Genomic DNA, 16019 nt, shown 5'->3' on the forward strand with positions numbered 1-16019 from the left:
GCTTCGGGCCGGGATCGCTCAACGCGATACCGGCCCGATCCCGGATACGGCCGGCGGCCGTTCCCGGATGACGCCATGTGACGGGCGCCAAGGCGTTTCCCAGACGGGCTCTTAGCCATCGATTAAGGTTACGCTGGGATATTCGGCACTGCGCGCCCGGCCGGCCGGCGCGCCTGCGGTCCCGCCGGCTGTGTCGCGTAACCCATGGACCTCGCTCATCCCCAGACTTCCCCGCGCGAGGCGATCGCCGCCGCCGCGCGGCTCGCCACCGCGATGCGTCCCGCGACGCCGGTGCTGCTGGTCGAACAGGGCGGCGTGCGCATCGGCGTGCGCCGGCGCGACGTGTGCGCCAGCCTGCCGGTGACCGCCGCCGACTGGCCGCGCCTCGCCCGCATGGCGGAGGCCGGCACCTTCGGCCGCACCGGGCTGCCCTTCGCCCGTCTCGCCCGCCGCCTCGGCATCGCCGCCGACGCGGACGCCCCGCGCGAGGCGGTGCTGCTGCTGGTCGGCTCGGGCGGCAAGGCGCGCTGCGTGCTGCTGCTCGACGGCGTGCCGTTCACCGCGTCCGCCCGGATCGAGCCGCTGCAGGGCCATGTGCTCGCCGCCGCCCGCAAGCTGCCGGCCGGCAGCGGCCCGTTCGGCAGCATCCTGCCGGGCCTCGGCGTGCTGCCCGACGGCTCGCTGGCGCTGGTCGCCGACCCGCCGGCGCCACCCGCGCGCGCCGCGCGATCGCGCGCCACGCGGCACCTGCTGGTACAGGTCGGGGCCGAGACCACCTGCGCCATCGCGCTGTCGGCGGTGGCCGGGCTGGAGCGGACCGGCCCGCAGGCGCTGCGTATCGCCATCACCACCGACCTGGCCAGCCGCACCATCGCCGCGCAGGCGGTGATCGGCGTCGCCGGCGAGGGCCGCGTCGAGCGGCGCGAGGGGCGCGACTATCTCGCGGTCGGGGAGGGGCTGTTTCCGCTCCTCGCGCGCGACACGGACGCACGGCCCGCGCCGCGCGTGCTGCTGGTCGCCCCGGACGGGCCGGTTCGCGCGACGGTGCGCGATCTCGCCCACAGCCTCGGCTACCCGGTCTCGCTCTGCGACGATGCGCGGGCGCTGCACCTGGCGGCGGGCCGCTTCGACCTGGTGGTGCTCGACACCGACGCCCATGGCGCCCCGCCGGCCGGGGTCGCCGCGCCGGTGATCGGCATCGGCCGCGAAACGGAGCCGGGCGGCTGCGCGGTGCGGGTGGCGCCGGACGACCGGCCGGGCCTGCTCGCCGCCCTCATCGGCGCCGGGTGCGCGACGCGTGGAAACGCGGTAGCGCCGGTGTGGCGCGCCGAGGAGATGGACGCATGAGCACCTGCCTGATCGTCGACGACTCGCCGGTGATCCGCAAGGTCGCCCGCCACATCCTGGAATCCCACGGCTTCGCGGTGGTCGAGGCGTGGGACGGGCCGGAGGGGCTGGAGGCCGCGGCGCGGGCCATGCCCGATGCGGTGATCGTCGACAGCGCCATGCCGGGCATGAACGGCTTCGAGTTCCTGCGCAAGCTGCGCGGGATGGAGAGCGGGCGCAAGCCGAAGGTGCTGGTCTGCGCCGTCGACAACGATGTCGCCATCCTCGCCCGCGCCCGCCATTGCGGCGCCGACAGCCTGCTGCTGAAGCCGTTCGACGGCGAGGCGCTGGATGCGCGGCTGCGCGGCGTCGGCCTGATCTGAGGGCCGGCGCGCGGGTCACATCCGTGTGCCTACGGGTAGCGCCCGCGTCGGCCCGTGGTAGAACCACGCCATGATGGTGTGGCTCGTTCGCCTCTGCCGAGGCCTGCTGCGGCGGGCCGTGCTGCTGCTGGCGGTGATCGCCAGCCTCGGCGCGCCGGCCTTTGCCGCCTCCATGGCGGGCGGTGCCGCGGCGAGCGTCGTGCCGCCCTGCCACGAGGCGCGGATGGTGGCCACCGGCAGCGCCGGGATCGCGTCGCCGATGGCCGGCCATCACGACACCCGCGCCGATGCCGAGCGCGCGCCGCACGCCGGCGCCCATGCCCTGCCGCTGTGCTGCGCCACCGCCTGCGTCATCGCGCTGCCGCCGCCCGCCGTGCTGCCCCTGCCGGGGGCGGTCCTGCGCCCGCTCTGGGAGACCCTGCCGGGCCCGGCGCTCGACGGGCGCGCGCCGGGGATCCCGGTGCCGCCTCCCCGCGTTTCCTGACCGACCGGACCGACCTTTCCCCACGATGCCGGCGCCTGCGGGCCCGGCCGTGCGTCCTCGTTCTCAGGAGACTTCAATGATTTCCATTCGGCACACCCTGTTCGCCGCCGCCCTGATCCTCGCCCCGTCGCTGGCGCTCGCCCAGTCCACCACCATGCCCATGCAGCCGGGCACGATGCAGCCGGGGACCATGCCCGGCATGGACCACGGCGCGATGCCGGGAATGAGCGGGGGGACGATGGACCATGGCGCCATGCACGGCGCCCCGGCGGCCACCCCCGCCGATCCATCCTCCGCCGCCTTCGCCGCCGCCAATGAGCGCATGCACAAGGGCATGGCGATCCCCTTCACCGGCGACACCGATGTCGACTTCGCCCGCGGCATGATCCCCCACCACCAGGGGGCGATCGACATGGCGACGATCGAACTCCAATACGGCACGGATCCGGAGCTTCGGAAGCTTGCCGAGGCGATCATCAAGGCGCAGGAAAGCGAGATCGCCTTCCTGAAGGAGTGGCTCGCGAAGAAGGGCAAGTAAGGTCGGCGCGGGGAGGGGCGGCCGGCGCCGCCGCTCCCCTGCTGCCCGCACCGCGCGGGCGTGCCGCGGCGGCCGCACGATGGCACTGCCATCGGCTACGGCAGGGCGGCTGCGGCTTTCGGCGCGGGTGGCGCGGCGCGCGGCCGGGAAACGGAAAACCCCGCCTCGCGGCGGGGTCGGTGTCGTGTCGGCGCTGAAGCCCTGGGGGACCGGCGGCGCGGTGCGTCAGGCCGGGATGCGCTCTTCCATCGGGCCGGGCTCGCGCAGCACATAGCCGCGGCCCCACACCGTCTCGATGTAGTTGCGGCCGGAGGAGGCGTTGGCGAGCTTCTTGCGCAGCTTGCAGATGAAGACGTCGATGATCTTCAGCTCCGGCTCGTCCATGCCGCCGTAGAGATGGTTGAGGAACATCTCCTTGGTCAGGGTGGTGCCCTTGCGCAGGGAGAGGAGCTCCAGCATCTGGTACTCCTTGCCGGTCAGGTGCACGCGCGAGCCGGTGACCTCGACGGTCTTGGTGTCGAGATTGACGATCAGGTCGCCGGTCTGGATGACCGACTGGGCATGGCCCTTCGAGCGCCGCACGATGGCGTGGATGCGGGCGACCAGCTCGTCTTTGTGGAACGGCTTGGTGAGGTAGTCGTCGGCGCCGAAGCCGAGGCCCTTCACCTTGTCCTCAATGCCGGCGAGGCCGGAGAGGATCAGGATCGGCGTCTTCACCTTGGCGACGCGCAGACCCTTGAGGACGTCATAGCCGGACATGTCCGGCAGGTTGAGATCCAGCAGAATAATGTCGTAGTCGTAGAGCTTGCCGAGGTCGACGCCCTCTTCGCCGAGATCCGTCGTGTAGACGTTGAAATTCTCGGACTTCAGCATCAGTTCGATGCTCTGCGCGGTCGCGCGGTCGTCCTCGATGAGCAAGACGCGCATGCCAATCCCCTTCCTCGCCACGGCCCTGGGATGGAAGCGTGCATCGGAACGCATCCGCTCCGGACGTCACCCCGCATCCCGCGCCCGGCCTCGGCACACCCGATTCGATACTCGCTGCACTAGGGGTAACAAATGCCGATTCGGTCCGACAAGCGAAAAGACGATTCCTGTACGAGTCTCGTCGCAAACGCTTGTTTCAAAATCGGATTCGCTCTCCCAGAAAGCTGGAGCGGTTTCTCAGGAAATGGCCTTAAGTGAATCATTCGACTCCGCTTTTCCCGCGAGGCCGAACAGCTCAACCGGACGATGACCTGATCATTAACGGAGCCGGTAAACAAATCGTTTCGATCTCCTTGGGGAGTCGAAGAAAGGTTGAAGAAAGGTGGGCCGGCGGCACGCTTTGCCGTGCTCCAGTAAGGAACCGGCAATCTGTGGCGGCGATGATGGCTCCATTCCGCCGCGTCAGGGCGGGAGGGGCGGCACGGTTGGCGCGGATTCGACGGATCGCGGCAACCGGATGCTAACCTGTGTACCGGAGTATCACTGGCATGAAATCGCGTGACACCCTTATCCGCCTCAAGCGGTTCCAGGCCGAGGAGAAGCGCCGGCAACTGGCGCAGATCGAAACCATGATCGCCGATTTCGAGCGCATGGCGCAGGACCTGGAGCGCGAGATCAGCGCCGAGCAGCAGCGCGCCGGCATCACCGATCCCGGCCATTTCGCCTACCCGACCTATGCCCGCGCCGCCGCCCAGCGCCGCGACAACCTCAAGCGCTCGGCGGATGAGCTGAAGCAGCAGCTCGACGATGCCATGGCCGCCTTCGAGGCGGCGAGCGAGGAGCTGCGCAAGGTCGAGGCGCTCGGCGAACGCGAGCGCGGGCTCGAGGCGCCGCTCGAGGTCGTGCGCGGCAGCAGCCGCGGCCGCGCCATCTATCTGTAATAGCCGACGCCGCAGATCAGCGTGCCGATGCGGGTGAAGAAGGTCTCCTTCGGCAAGGGCTTGGTGCCGCCGAGCTCGGGGAACTCGTAATCCACCGTGGATATGCGGCCCTCCTGCGCCTCGCGCAGGATGATCCTGCCGAACTCCTTGCCGTTGGCGTCCTTCAGGGTGTTGAGATTGGTGCCGGCCATGGCGGGGTTGGGGTGCTCGATGGACGCGCCGTCGAGCCCGTTGCAGAACACATAGAGGTCGCCTTCCCCGAAGCCGTCCGCCCGCGCCTTGAACGCGGCGAGGGCGGCGGGCCGATCCGCCTTCAGCGCGGCGACGGCGCGTTCCAGCATCGCTTTCGCCTGCGCCGCCGTGCCCTTGCCGCCCTCGGCGAGGGCCGCGCCGCCCGCCGCGAGACCGAGTGCGAGCGCGAGGCCCGCCACGAGGTGCCGTTTCATCCGATCCTCCCGCTGATCCCACCCTTCCGGCGTTTGCGCGAGGATATCACCGTCCGGGGCGAGGTGAGGGCGGCGCTGCCGACACCGTTAACGCCGGCTCAGCGCTCGATGACGGGCACGCCCGGCGCCGCGCCGCGCGGCAGCACGCCCATGAGACGCGGGTCGTCGGCGATCTCGACCGAGCGGGCGAGCGCGCGGAAGCCGGCGCGCTGGTAGAAGCCGACGGCGGCGGGGTGATCCAGCGTGCAGGTGTGCACGGTGAGCCGGCGCGGCGCGCGCGCCCAGACCAGCTCCATCGCGCGGTTCATCAGGAAGCGGCCGGCGCCGCTGCCGGTGAGTTCGGCGACGATGCCGACGAAGGCGAGTTCGGCCTCCTCGGGCAGGCGGCGGAAATCGATCTCGACCAGCCCGACATCCGCGCCGTCGCGCCGCAGCGCGTGGAGTTCCACCGCCGGGTCGGCGAGGATCGCGCCGAGCGCGTCGTCGCCGAGCTGAAGGCGCGAGAACCACAGCCAGTTCTCGCCGATTTCCCGGAAGAGCGCGCGGTACCAGTCGAGCGCAGGGCGCGGGACATGCACGAGCGACAGCCCCGCCAGTGCCGGCTCGGGCATGGGCGCGGGGCGCGCGGTCATCTCCAGATGGGTGACGATGGCGGCGATCTTGCCGGCGGGCACGGGTGTGTAGCCGTCGAGATTCAGCAGAGGCGGCGGGGCGGCGGGAGGGGTCGGCTGGTCCATGGGGCTCGCGGGGCGACAGGGGAGGGGCGGGACGCTTAGAGCATGGGCGGGTGCGCTTGCACAGCGGGCCGGCCGTCTCCGGCCCGCGCGCGTCCCGGCTCGCGGTGCCATGGACGTCCCGCGCGAGAGGGCGACCGGTTGCCGATCCCGGGCGGGGGGCGGCGCAAGTGCGGCGGAGGCCCCGGCAGGGTCCGGCCGTCTCCTTTCGGCCGGGAGGGAGACATGCCGGCCGGGAGGGAGGCCTGCCGGGATGGAACGAGATAGGGCGCGGCTTCCCTTTCCGTCATTTTCAGGTATCTTCCGTATAAATCCACTAATTACATATACTGAAAGTGAATGGCATGACGGTCGCGGTGACCATCGATCAGGTCGGCAAGACATTCGGCGGGCAGGGCGCGCCGGCGCTGTCGGACGTGTCGCTCGATATCGCGCCGAGCGAGCTGGTGGCGCTGCTCGGCCCGTCCGGTTCGGGCAAGACCACCCTGCTGCGCATCGTCGCCGGGCTGGAGCAGCCGAGCCATGGCCGCATCCTGTTCGACGGGCACGACGCGCTCTCGGTGCCGGTGCGCCGGCGCGGCATCGGCTTCGTGTTCCAGCATTACGCGCTGTTCCGGCACATGAGCGTCGCCGAGAATGTCGCCTTCGGCCTGCGCTCGCGCCCGCGCGCGGAGCGGCCGTCCGAGGCCGAGATCAAGAAGCGCGTCGCGGACCTGCTCGACCTCGTCCAGCTCGGCTCGTTCGGCGGGCGCTTCCCGGCGCAGCTTTCGGGCGGCCAGCGCCAGCGCGTGGCTCTCGCCCGCGCGCTCGCCATCGAGCCGAAGGTGCTGCTGCTCGACGAGCCGTTCGGCGCGCTCGATGCGCTGGTGCGCAAGGAACTGCGCAAATGGCTGCGCGAGCTGCACGACCGCACCGGCCACACCACGTTGTTCGTGACCCACGACCAGGAGGAGGCGCTGGAACTTGCCGACCGGATCGTGGTGATGGGCAAGGGCCGGATCGAGCAGGTCGGCACGCCCGACGACGTCTATGACCGCCCCAGCACGGCGGCGGTGTTCGGCTTCATGGGCGAATCGAGCCGGATCGAGGTCGAGGTGCGCGACGGCGTGGCGGTGGCGGGCTCGACCCCGATCGCGGCGGCCACCGCGCCGGTGCCGGACGGGCCGGCGCTGCTTTATGTGCGCCCGCACGATGTCGGCGTCGGCCTGCCGGGCACGCCGGGCCTGCCGGGGGCGGTGAGCGGTTTCCGCCGGCACGGCGCCATCCGCCGGGTCGAGCTTTCGGTCGGCAACGCGCTGTTCGAGGCCGATGTCGCGCCCACCGTCACCGTGCCGATCGGCGCGCAGGTGGCGGTGCGGCTGGAGCGGGCGCGGCTGTTCCCCGCCTCCGGCCCCGGCGTCGATTGCCGCGCGCCCTCGGCGCAGCAGACCGGCGAATACGCGATCTGAGGCGGGGCCGGTTCATCCGCGCGGCGTGAGCCGCCACACCGCCTCGCGGGCGGGGCACACGCCCTTGAGCCCGCCGGGCACCTCCTGCGCCGTCACCAGCGCGAGGTCGTAGGCCCGCTCGTAGCGGCGGCGCACCTCGTCCGCATCGACCGAGAAGGGCGGGCCGGGCATCACCGCCTGGTCGTATTCGAAGGTGACGAGCAGCTGCGGCGCGGCGCCGGTCAGCGCGACGAGGTGGTCGGCATAGCGCGCGCGCAGGCCATCGGGCAGGGCGACCAGCGCGGCGCGGTCATAGACGGCGTCGACCGGGCCGAGGGTGGCGCGGTCGAGGTCGAAGATGTCGCCGACGAAGACGGTGAGCGGGCCGGCCTCGAAGCGCTCGAGCGGACCAGCCGCCGTAATCTGCGGCTCGACGCCGAGCTCGGCGAAGAGCTGCTCGATGGCGAGCCGGCTGAGTTCGGCGCCGGCGACGCGATGGCCCTGCGCCAGCAGCCAGCCGATGTCGAGGCTCTTGCCGCACAGCGGCAGGAACAGCCGGGCGCCGGGCGCGAGGCCGAGGGCGGGGAGGTTCTCGACGAGAAGCGGGTTGGGCTTGGCCTCATGGAAGCCGATCTGGTTGCTGTTCCATTTCTCGTGCCAGAAGTCCTGGTCCATCGGAATGTTCCTCGGCGGCGCGCCGGTCACGGGTTGCAGTCGTCGGGCGGCGCCTCGCCGCGGAAGCGCGCGTCGATCCAGGCCACCACCTCGGGCGCGGCATCGCGCGCGGCGAAGGCGTGGCCGATGCCGGGAAGCTGGGCGTAGCGTACCTTGCTGCCGCGCCGGCAGAGTGCGCCGACATAGGCGTTGGTCACCGCCGGGCGCACCAGTTCGTCCGCCGTGCCCTGCGCCACGAAGACCGGGATATCCGGCGGGAGCGCGCCCGGCGAGTTCTCGGCCAGCAGCTTCTTCCAGGGCTGGAGGTCGGCGAGGTCGTCGACCTTCAGGAAGCCCTTCTCCAGCGCCTCGGTCGGCGCGCGTCGGACGAAGACGTCGAACCAGCGCTCGAGGCATTCGCTCGCCAGTTCGTCCACCACCGGCAGGGCTTCGGGCAGCACGATGCTGGCGATCGGGGCGCCATAGACCCGCGACCACGACCACAGCGTCATCGCCGTGATGTTGTTGCCGCCGGCGGTGTTCTGGTCGTCCTTCATCAGGGTCGCGAGTTCGGTCGCCGGCGCGGCGGCGGCGACCGCCGCGAGCCGCAGCTCCGGCGCATAGCTCGCGGCCAGGAGGCCGGTGAATAGCGCGGCGTGGCCGCCCTGCGAATGGCCCCAGACGGCGAAGGCCGTGCCCGCGCCCGCCCCCTCGATCTGCCGGGCGGCGCGCACGGAATCGAGCACGGCGCGCGCCTCGCTCGTCCCGACCAGATAGGGGTGCACCTCCGGCGTGCCGAGGCCGGGATAATCGGTTGCCGCCACGACATAGCCGCGCGCCAGCATCGCCTCCAGCCCCTGCACCGAGCGGAAGAACACGCTGGCGAGGGAAGGGGCGCAGCGGCTGACGACGCCGGTGGTGGGGTGCGCCCAGGCGACGACCGGGCGGCCTTCCGGCGGCACCGGGCCGGGCGGCACGATGATGACGCCCGACACCGGAATGCTCTCGCCGGCGAGGCCCTGCGAGCGGTACACGACGCGATAGGCGGAGGCGCCGGCGGGCGCGCCGGCCATCGGCTCGGCGCTGACGAGATCGCCCGGCCGCCCGGCGGACTGGGCGGGGGCCGGGGCGGCGCCGAGCAGCAAGGCGCCCATCGCGAGGAGGGCGATGGCTCCGGCGCCGCGGCGCAGACGAGAAGCGATCCTTCGCGACAAGCCGGCCATTTCCATCCCCTCCATCATGATTGCGCGCCGCCGCGTTCCGCTTGCGCGCCTCGCGCCGGACGAGGCCCTCTCACGGCCCGGTCCGCCGGATGAATTCACCGAAGGCGCGGGGGCCGTCGGCGACGGCGATCTCGGCGACCACTTTCAGCGCCGTCGTGTCGATGACGCTCACCGTGTTCGCTTCCCAGCTCGCGACATAGACCTCGGCGCCGTCGCGGCTGGCGGCGATGCCCTCGGGATAGTCGCCGACCGGGATGGTCGCCTTCGGCTGAAGCGTGGCGAGATCGAACACGCTGACCGTGCCGGCATACTGGTCGGTCGAGAAGCCGAGGCCGCGGGCGAGCGCCACCGCATAGGGCCGCTCGCCGACCTTGACGGTGCCGACCAGCGTCCGGGCGGCGATGTCAACGACGCTGACGTCGTTCGAGGCGACATTGGCGGCGTAGGCGCGCTTACCCTCGGCGTCGATGGTGACGCCGAACGGGCGGGTGCCGACCTTCACCGCGCCGAGGCGGGTGAAGCTCTTCGTGTCAATGATCGAGATCTCGTCGGAATCGCGGTCGGCCGAAAGCAGCAGCGCGCCGTCCGGGGTCACCGCGAGGCCGGAGGGGCTCTCGCCCACCTTCACTTCGCCGATGACGCGGCCGGCATCGGGATCCACCGCGATGACGCGGGCCTGGTACCAGTCGGCGACATAGACCGGGGCGCCGGAGGGATGCACGGCGACGCCGAGCGGGCCGCCGCCGATCTCGATCCGCCGCTCGACGGCGCGGGTGGCGGCGTCGACGACGGTGAGCGCCTTGCCGTCCGGCGAGGTGACGAAGGCGCGCGCCCCGTCCGGGCTCACCGCGATGCCGGCCGGCTTGCCGGGGATCGGCAGGGTGGCGACGACCTTGCGGGTGGCGAGATCGACGATGTCGAGTTTTTCCGCCGGCTGGGCGGTGACGAAGGCTTCGTCGGCGATGGCGGGGGAGGCGAGGGTGAGCAGCAGCGCGGCCAGAACCATTGCGATGTCATCCCGGACACGCCGCAGGCGCGATCCGGGATCGCTGGACGGAAAAGCGCATGATCGGCGCGCGATCCCGGCTCTCGCTTGCGCTCGGCCGGGATGACGGCCCGGACGGACGTCGTCCACCCTCAGCTTCCGCTCTCGACCTTCTTCTTCAGGCCTTCGAGGCCCGCCTTGTAGACGCCGGTGACCGCCTTGATCGCCGCCTCGTCGCTCAGTTCCGGCGGCGGATCGTTGTTGGGATAGCCGCGGTAGAAGGCGCCGCGCCATTCGACCTGGGACTTGGCGCCGCCATCGAGCGGGGTGACGATCAGCCAGGACGAGTAGTTGGTGACGGGCAGCACCTTCACGTCGACCTTCTCGATCCGGTACATCAGCGTCATCTTCTCGGGCTCGAGCTTGGCCACCACCTCGTCGATGGTGCCGCCGCCCTGCAGGGTGAGCGTGCGGGTGGCGCCCTGCTCGCTGCCGCCCTTGCCCTCGGTCTTGATCACCGCCGGGTGCCAGCTCATGTCCTGGAAATTGCTCAGCACCGCCCAGACCTTGGCCGGCGGGGCGTTGATCTCGATGGTCTCGGAGATCTTCTGGCGGGTCGGGCCATGGGCCTCGGCTGCGCCGACAAAGGCGAAAGCGGCCGCGAGCGCGGCGAACAGCGTCTTCCTGATCATTTTTCCATCCCTAGGGTCGGGCTTTGGCCCGTTGCCGGCAGTCTAGGGGGCGGATCCGGCGGCGTGAACCCACCTTAAGGCGCATCGCCCTGCGGCATGGCGTGCAGGGCGCGCGGATCGACCAAACGCGGGGCGGCTTCAACGCCCCCTCGTCATGTCACCCAAGGGCCACCCTGAGGCCGTCGACTCTTATATAAGATATCTCTCATAGTGGCCGCTTGGGGCGGACAGCGCTGCCGGGCGCTCCAAAGACTGCGTGCCTCGCGTCGGTAGCGGCAACACCAACAGCCAGGAGTGTTCCAGTGCGTTCGACCATTCTCACGCTCGCCGTCCTTGTGGCCGCGACCCCGGCCCTCGCGCAGGAGTTCAAGAAGGAGAACTTCAACTACAGCGAATTCGCCAAGGGGGCCTTTTCCGAGGCCGTCGTCATCACCGGCCCGGCGAAGATGATCTATCTCGCGGGCATCGGCTCGGAAGACCCGAAAGATGGCAGCACCGCGCACAAGGACAATTTCCTTGAGCAGTGCCGCATGGCGTGGGGCAAGGCGAAGAAGGCGCTCGAGGCGAACGGCGCGTCGCTGGCCGACATCGTCAAGGCGACCTCCTACGTCACCGACGTGCGCTATCGCGAGGAGATGCGCGACTGCCGCAAGGAGGTCTTCGCCGGCCTGCCGCTGCCGCCGCACACCTTCCTGCAGGTGGTGGCGCTGGCCCGTCCGGGCATGATGTTCGAGATCGACGTGGTCGCCGCGGTCGCCGCGCCGAAGAGCTGACCGAACGGCCGCGCCTCGGCGTCGACGGGGCGCGGCATCGGAAGGCTCCGGATTCGTCGCGGATCCGGGCGAGCCGCTCGGGGACGCACCCTATCCCTTCAGCACCTTGAGGAAATCGTCGCCGAAGGCGGCCAGCTTGGCGGCGCCGACGCCGCGTATGGCGCCGAGTTCCGCGCGGGTGCGCGGGTGCTCCAGCGCCATCTCCTCCAGCGTCCGGTCGGGGAAGATGACATAGGCGGGGACGTTGCGGTCGGCGGCGAGCGTGCGGCGCAGCGCCTTCAGCCGCGCCAGCAGTTCCGCCTCGGCCGGGGCGAGCTCGGTCGCCGGCCCGCCCTGCGCGGGGCGGGTGCGCTTCGTCTTGGTCGGGGCGCGCAGGGTGAAGGCGCGGGTGCCGGCGAGCACGGCGCGGCCCATCTCGGTGAGATGCAGCCCGCCGAAGCGGGCGACGTCGGCCATCAGCGCGCCGGTGGCGACGAGCTGGCGCAGCAAGGCGCGCCATTCCGCGGCGGGCTTGTCGGCGCCGGCGCCGAACTCGGCGAGCCGGTCGTGGCCGCGCCCGGCGACCCCCTCGCCATGCTGGCCGGTGATGACGGAGGCGATGTGCGCCGCGCCGAAGCGCTCGCCGGTGGCGCGCACGATGCGCAGCGCGAGCCGCGCCTCCTTCGAGGCATCGATGACGCGGGGGGGATCGCGGCAGACGTCGCACTGGCCGCAGGCGTTGGCGCGCTCGCCGAAATAGCCGAGCAGCACGGCGCGCCGGCAGGTCACCGCCTCGCAGAAGCCGACCATGGCGTCGAGCCGGCGCACCTCCACCTGCTTGCGCTCGGGCTGGGACGCCTCCTCCTCGATGAAGCGGCGGCGGGTGCGGATGTCCTCGCCGCCATAGAGCAGCAGCGCCTCGGCCGGCTGGCCGTCGCGGCCGGCGCGGCCGATCTCCTGATAATACGCCTCGAGGCTGCCGGGCGCGTCGCCGTGCAGCACCCAGCGCACGTCGGACTTGTCGATGCCCATGCCGAAGGCGACGGTGGCGACCATGACGATGCCGCGCTCGGCGAGAAAGGCCTCCTGATTGGCGGCGCGGGCCTCCTGCGTCATGCCGGCATGATAGGGCAGGGCGCGGATGCCGCCGCCGGCCAGCTTCTCGGCGGTCTCGTCGACCTTCTTGCGGGAGATGCGGTAGACGATGCCCGAGGTGCCGGGCCGGGCCCGCACGAAGCGCTCGATCTGCTCGGCGGGGCTGCGCTTTTCCTCGACGCCGAGGAAGATGTTCGGCCGGTCGAAGCCGGCGACGAAGACGCGGGCGACGCCGCCGAACAGGCGCTCGACGATGTCGTCGCGGGTCGAGGTGTCGGCGGTGGCGGTGAGCGCGACCAGCGGTACGCCGGGGAAGGCCTCGCGCAGCCGGCCGAGGCCGAGATATTCGGAGCGGAAGGAATGGCCCCATTGCGAGATGCAATGCGCCTCGTCCACCGCGATCAGGCCGAGCGGCAGGCGGGAGAGCGCGCCGAGCATGCGCTCGGTCATCAGCCGCTCGGGGGCGAGGTAGAGCAGGCGCGCCTCGCCCGACGCCACCCGGCGCCAGGCGGCGACATTGTCCTCGCGCGACTTGCCGGAATGGATCGCCTCGGCGCCGACGCCTTCCAGCTTCAGCGCGGCGACCTGGTCGTCCATCAGCGCGATCAGCGGCGAGATGATGATGGCGAGGCCCCCGTGCACCAGCGCCGGGAGCTGGTAGCACAGCGACTTGCCGGCGCCGGTCGGCATCACCGCCAGCGTCGGCACGCCGGCCAGCACCGCGTCCACCACCTCCTGCTGGCCGGGGCGGAAGCGGTCGAAGCCGAACACCTCCTTCAGCACGCGGCGCTTCTCCGCCTCCACCGCCGGCGGCAGCACGGCGAGCGCGGGATCGGGATCGCGGGCGAGCACGTTCATGCCGGTGTTCCGATGACGCGCGGCATCCCCTTGCGAGGCGCGCCCGAGTCGGCTTCATCTGCGCGAGGGGCGAAGCGGGCGGGAGCGGGCATGATCTTCGGGCTGGTCACCTTTGGAATCACCGCGCTCGCCCTCCTGATCGAAGCCCTGTTCGGATACCCGGATCGGCTCGTGCGGTCCATCGGTCATCCGGTGATCTGGATCGGACGGCTGATCGGGTGGCTCGACCGCCGCTGGAACCGGGACGGCGAGGCGCCGGAAAAGCGCCGCCGCGCGGGCGTCGCCGCGCTCGCGGTGCTGCTGGCGGCCGCGGTAATGCCGGCACTGGTGGTGCAGCAGGCGCTGCTGCTCCTGCCCTATGGCCTGGTCTTCGTCGCCATCCTCGCCAGCTCCCTGCTGGCCCAGCGCGGGCTCCACGAGCATGTCGAGCGGGTGGCCACCGCGCTCGATACGGGCGGCGTGGCGGCGGGGCGCGCGGCGGTGTCGCACATCGTGGGGCGCGACCCGGAGGCGCTCGACGAGGCCGGCATCGCGCGGGCGGCGCTGGAGAGTCTCGCCGAGAATTTCTCGGACGCGGTGGTGGCGCCCGCCTTCTGGATGGTGGCGGCCGGCCTGCCGGGGGCGGCGGCCTACAAGGCGGTCAACACAGCGGACAGCATGATCGGCCATCGCTCGCCGCGCCATCTCGACTTCGGCCGGGCGGCGGCGCGGCTCGACGATTACGTCAACCTGCCGGCCTCGCGGCTCTCCGGCCTGCTCATCGTGCTGGCGGCGGCGCTGATACCGGGTACATCCTCGGGCGGCGCCTTTCGGGCGATGCAGCGCGATGCGCGGCTGCACCGCTCGCCCAATGCCGGCTGGCCGGAGGCGGCGCTGGCCGGGGCGCTCGGCATCGCGCTGGCCGGGCCGCGTTCCTATGGCGGCACGATGGGCGACTATGCCTTCATGGGCCGCGACGGGCGGCGGGAGGTGGACGCCGACGACATCCGCCGCGGGCTGAAGCTCTACGCTGTCGCGGATGCGCTGCTGGTCGGCATAGTCGTCGCGCTGGCGTTGGCGATGGCCTACGTGGCCGGGTGAGCGGCCGCGAGCGCGAGCAGCCGGTCGAGATCGATGTGGCGGGCGAAATGCGCGGCGAGCGCGTCGAGCGCCGCCTCGACGCCGGCCTCGTAGGCGATGTCGCTCGCCGGCGCGCCGAGCCGCGCGAGGAAGGCGCGGCGCTGGTCGTCATGGGCGAACAGGCCGTGCGCATAGGTGCCGGCGATGCGCCCGTCCGGCGAGGTGGCGCCCTCCGGCCCTTGCCCCTCGATGCGCGCGAAGGGGCGGGCGCGGTCCGGCCCCTCGGTCACGCCCATATGCATCTCGTAGCCGGTGAAGGGAACGCCGTCGGCGGTCGTGCCGGCGACGGCGACGAGGCGCTTCTCGCCGGCCAGCACCGTCTCGACGTCGAGCAGGCCGAGGCCGGGCGCGGTGCCGGGCGAGCCTTCGATGCCCTGCGGGTCGGCGATGCTGCGCCCCAGCATCTGGTAGCCGCCGCACAGGCCGAGCACCCGGCCGCCGCGGCGGGCATGGGCGAGGATGTCGATGTCCCAGCCGGCGGCGCGCAGGTCGGCGAGGTCGGCTAGCGTCGCCTTGGAGCCCGGCAGCAGCACGAGGTCGGCCTCCGCCGGGATCGGCGTGCCGGGGCGCAGGCGCAGCACCTCGACCGCGGGCTCGGCATCGAGCGGGTCGAGATCGTCGAAATTGGCGATGCGCGGCAGCAGCGGCACGGCGATGCGGATGCGCGCGCCGGGCTTGGCGGGGCGGGCATGGTCGAGGGCGAGCGCGTCCTCGGCGGGGAGCTTCGCGGCGTCGGGGAAGAACGGCACGAGGCCGAGCGGTGCCCAGCCGGTGCGCGCGGCGATCGTTTCCATGCCGCTCGCGAACAGCGCGGGATCGCCGCGGAAGCGGTTGACGAGGAAGCCGCGGATCATCGCCGCGTCGGCGCCATCCAGCACGGCCTGCGTGCCGACGAGGCTGGCGATGACGCCGCCGCGGTCGATGTCGCCGATCAGCACCACGGGCACGTCCGCGGCGCGGGCGAAGCCCATATTGGCGATGTCGCCGGCGCGCAGGTTGATCTCGCTGGCCGAGCCGGCGCCCTCTACCAGCACGAGGTCGGCCTCGGCCCGCAGCCGTGCGAAGCTGCCCAGCACGGCCGGCATCAGCGCGGGCTTCAGGGCCTGATAGGCCGCCGCCTTCGCGGTGCCGCGCACGCGCCCCTGCACGATGACCTGCGCGCCGGTCTCGCTCTGCGGTTTCAGCAGCACCGGGTTCATGTGGACGGAGGGCGGCACGCGCGCGGCGCGCGCCTGCAGCGCCTGCGCCCGGCCGATCTCGCCGCCGTCGGCCGTTACGGCGGCATTGTTCGACATGTTCTGCGGCTTGAACGGACGCACCCGCAGCCCGCGCAGGGTGAAGGCGCGGGCGAGGCCGGCGACGATCAGCGACTTGCCGACATCCGAGCCGGTGCCCTGGAACATCAGGGCGAGGCCCTTCGGGGGCGCGCTCACGC

At 71.9% G+C, this 16019-nt stretch carries 17 protein-coding genes; 8 read left to right on the top strand and 9 right to left on the bottom strand.

Going from position 1 to position 16019, the window contains the following annotated elements; translation table 11 throughout:
• The first annotated feature begins 204 nt into the window (after positions 1-204).
• From ACEUEL_RS03050 to copM, 4 genes are all read left to right on the top strand, one after another.
• Complete coding sequence (locus tag ACEUEL_RS03050) at positions 205-1347, top strand: hypothetical protein (protein WP_405702025.1); 1143 nt, start codon at positions 205-207, stop codon at positions 1345-1347.
• Positions 1344-1709 (top strand): response regulator, encoded by a 366-nt coding sequence (locus ACEUEL_RS03055; RefSeq protein WP_405702027.1) that lies wholly within the window; start codon positions 1344-1346, stop codon positions 1707-1709. Before ACEUEL_RS03050 ends, ACEUEL_RS03055 begins: the two co-directional genes overlap by 4 nt.
• A 70-nt stretch (positions 1710-1779) precedes the next feature.
• Positions 1780-2193: a hypothetical protein gene (locus tag ACEUEL_RS03060; RefSeq protein ID WP_405702029.1), complete on the top strand. Its 414-nt coding sequence runs from the start codon at positions 1780-1782 to the stop codon at positions 2191-2193.
• Positions 2194-2269: 76 nt separating this feature from the next.
• Entirely contained in the window at positions 2270-2731 is a 462-nt protein-coding gene (copM, locus tag ACEUEL_RS03065; protein ID WP_405702031.1) for a CopM family metallochaperone, read from the top strand.
• 225 nt (positions 2732-2956) lie between these two features.
• Here copM and ctrA read toward each other — a convergent pair whose 3' ends face one another.
• A complete protein-coding gene (ctrA, locus tag ACEUEL_RS03070) occupies positions 2957-3658 on the bottom strand; it encodes a response regulator transcription factor CtrA (RefSeq protein ID WP_405702032.1) in 702 nt (233 codons plus the stop codon).
• Positions 3659-4206: 548 nt separating this feature from the next.
• Between ctrA and ACEUEL_RS03075 the strand changes: the two genes are divergently transcribed.
• Entirely contained in the window at positions 4207-4599 is a 393-nt protein-coding gene (locus ACEUEL_RS03075) for a flagellar export protein FliJ (protein WP_405702034.1), read from the top strand.
• On the opposite strand, the gene ACEUEL_RS03080 is transcribed toward ACEUEL_RS03075, so the two are convergent.
• Together ACEUEL_RS03080 and ACEUEL_RS03085 are read right to left on the bottom strand one after the other, a co-directional pair.
• On the bottom strand, positions 4590-5045 hold the full coding sequence (locus ACEUEL_RS03080) for a cache domain-containing protein (protein ID WP_405702037.1): 456 nt from the start codon (positions 5043-5045) through the stop codon (positions 4590-4592). The two genes, ACEUEL_RS03075 and ACEUEL_RS03080, sit on opposite strands and share 10 nt — an antisense overlap.
• A 98-nt stretch (positions 5046-5143) precedes the next feature.
• On the bottom strand, positions 5144-5782 hold the full coding sequence (locus tag ACEUEL_RS03085) for a GNAT family N-acetyltransferase (protein WP_405702039.1): 639 nt from the start codon (positions 5780-5782) through the stop codon (positions 5144-5146).
• Positions 5783-6123: 341 nt separating this feature from the next.
• Between ACEUEL_RS03085 and ACEUEL_RS03090 the strand changes: the two genes are divergently transcribed.
• Positions 6124-7227, top strand: a complete 1104-nt coding sequence (locus tag ACEUEL_RS03090; RefSeq protein WP_405702040.1) for a sulfate/molybdate ABC transporter ATP-binding protein — start codon at positions 6124-6126, stop codon at positions 7225-7227.
• A 12-nt stretch (positions 7228-7239) separates the two neighbouring features.
• Here the strand turns inward: ACEUEL_RS03090 and tmpT are convergent, their stop codons facing one another.
• From tmpT to ACEUEL_RS03110, 4 genes are all read right to left on the bottom strand, one after another.
• On the bottom strand, positions 7240-7881 hold the full coding sequence (gene tmpT, locus ACEUEL_RS03095) for a thiopurine S-methyltransferase (RefSeq protein ID WP_405702041.1): 642 nt from the start codon (positions 7879-7881) through the stop codon (positions 7240-7242).
• A 26-nt stretch (positions 7882-7907) separates the two neighbouring features.
• The gene (locus ACEUEL_RS03100; RefSeq protein ID WP_405702042.1) at positions 7908-9074 is read right to left on the bottom strand and encodes an alpha/beta fold hydrolase; all 1167 of its coding nucleotides are present in this window, start codon (positions 9072-9074) and stop codon (positions 7908-7910) included.
• A 79-nt stretch (positions 9075-9153) separates the two neighbouring features.
• Complete coding sequence (locus tag ACEUEL_RS03105; RefSeq protein ID WP_405702044.1) at positions 9154-10089, bottom strand: YVTN family beta-propeller repeat protein; 936 nt, start codon at positions 10087-10089, stop codon at positions 9154-9156.
• A gap of 131 nt (positions 10090-10220) precedes the next feature.
• Positions 10221-10760 (bottom strand): SRPBCC family protein, encoded by a 540-nt coding sequence (locus ACEUEL_RS03110; RefSeq protein WP_405702047.1) that lies wholly within the window; start codon positions 10758-10760, stop codon positions 10221-10223.
• 302 nt (positions 10761-11062) lie between these two features.
• Between ACEUEL_RS03110 and ACEUEL_RS03115 the strand changes: the two genes are divergently transcribed.
• Positions 11063-11533, top strand: a complete 471-nt coding sequence (locus ACEUEL_RS03115) for a RidA family protein (protein WP_405702049.1) — start codon at positions 11063-11065, stop codon at positions 11531-11533.
• Between the two features lie 90 nt (positions 11534-11623).
• On the opposite strand, the gene recQ is transcribed toward ACEUEL_RS03115, so the two are convergent.
• Positions 11624-13465, bottom strand: a complete 1842-nt coding sequence (gene recQ / locus ACEUEL_RS03120; RefSeq protein ID WP_405702051.1) for a DNA helicase RecQ — start codon at positions 13463-13465, stop codon at positions 11624-11626.
• A gap of 90 nt (positions 13466-13555) precedes the next feature.
• Here recQ and cbiB point away from each other — a divergent pair, with 90 nt between their 5' ends.
• A complete protein-coding gene (gene cbiB, locus ACEUEL_RS03125) occupies positions 13556-14545 on the top strand; it encodes an adenosylcobinamide-phosphate synthase CbiB (RefSeq protein ID WP_405702053.1) in 990 nt (329 codons plus the stop codon).
• On the opposite strand, the gene ACEUEL_RS03130 is transcribed toward cbiB, so the two are convergent.
• Complete coding sequence (locus tag ACEUEL_RS03130) at positions 14530-15987, bottom strand: cobyric acid synthase (RefSeq protein WP_405706539.1); 1458 nt, start codon at positions 15985-15987, stop codon at positions 14530-14532. The genes cbiB and ACEUEL_RS03130 overlap by 16 nt on opposite strands.
• Between the last annotated feature and the right edge of the window lie 32 nt (positions 15988-16019).

This window comes from Ancylobacter terrae (genome assembly GCF_045108345.1).
Lineage (GTDB): Bacteria > Pseudomonadota > Alphaproteobacteria > Rhizobiales > Xanthobacteraceae > Ancylobacter.

Bases quoted from the DNA above. Each gene is read 5' to 3' on its own strand.
- ctrA (WP_405702032.1), bottom strand. From the start codon at position 3,658: ATGCGCGTCTTGCTCATCGAGGACGACCGCGCGACCGCGCAGAGCATC.
- ACEUEL_RS03055 (WP_405702027.1), top strand. From the start codon at position 1,344: ATGAGCACCTGCCTGATCGTCGACGACTCGCCGGTGATCCGCAAGGTC.
- ACEUEL_RS03130 (WP_405706539.1), bottom strand. From the start codon at position 15,987: ATGTTCCAGGGCACCGGCTCGGATGTCGGCAAGTCGCTGATCGTCGCC.
- recQ (WP_405702051.1), bottom strand. From the start codon at position 13,465: ATGAACGTGCTCGCCCGCGATCCCGATCCCGCGCTCGCCGTGCTGCCG.
- ACEUEL_RS03080 (WP_405702037.1), bottom strand. From the start codon at position 5,045: ATGAAACGGCACCTCGTGGCGGGCCTCGCGCTCGCACTCGGTCTCGCG.
- ACEUEL_RS03060 (WP_405702029.1), top strand. From the start codon at position 1,780: ATGATGGTGTGGCTCGTTCGCCTCTGCCGAGGCCTGCTGCGGCGGGCC.
- ACEUEL_RS03090 (WP_405702040.1), top strand. From the start codon at position 6,124: ATGACGGTCGCGGTGACCATCGATCAGGTCGGCAAGACATTCGGCGGG.
- cbiB (WP_405702053.1), top strand. From the start codon at position 13,556: ATGATCTTCGGGCTGGTCACCTTTGGAATCACCGCGCTCGCCCTCCTG.
- ACEUEL_RS03105 (WP_405702044.1), bottom strand. From the start codon at position 10,089: ATGGTTCTGGCCGCGCTGCTGCTCACCCTCGCCTCCCCCGCCATCGCC.
- tmpT (WP_405702041.1), bottom strand. From the start codon at position 7,881: ATGGACCAGGACTTCTGGCACGAGAAATGGAACAGCAACCAGATCGGC.
- ACEUEL_RS03110 (WP_405702047.1), bottom strand. From the start codon at position 10,760: ATGATCAGGAAGACGCTGTTCGCCGCGCTCGCGGCCGCTTTCGCCTTT.
- ACEUEL_RS03085 (WP_405702039.1), bottom strand. From the start codon at position 5,782: ATGGACCAGCCGACCCCTCCCGCCGCCCCGCCGCCTCTGCTGAATCTC.
- ACEUEL_RS03050 (WP_405702025.1), top strand. From the start codon at position 205: ATGGACCTCGCTCATCCCCAGACTTCCCCGCGCGAGGCGATCGCCGCC.
- copM (WP_405702031.1), top strand. From the start codon at position 2,270: ATGATTTCCATTCGGCACACCCTGTTCGCCGCCGCCCTGATCCTCGCC.
- ACEUEL_RS03075 (WP_405702034.1), top strand. From the start codon at position 4,207: ATGAAATCGCGTGACACCCTTATCCGCCTCAAGCGGTTCCAGGCCGAG.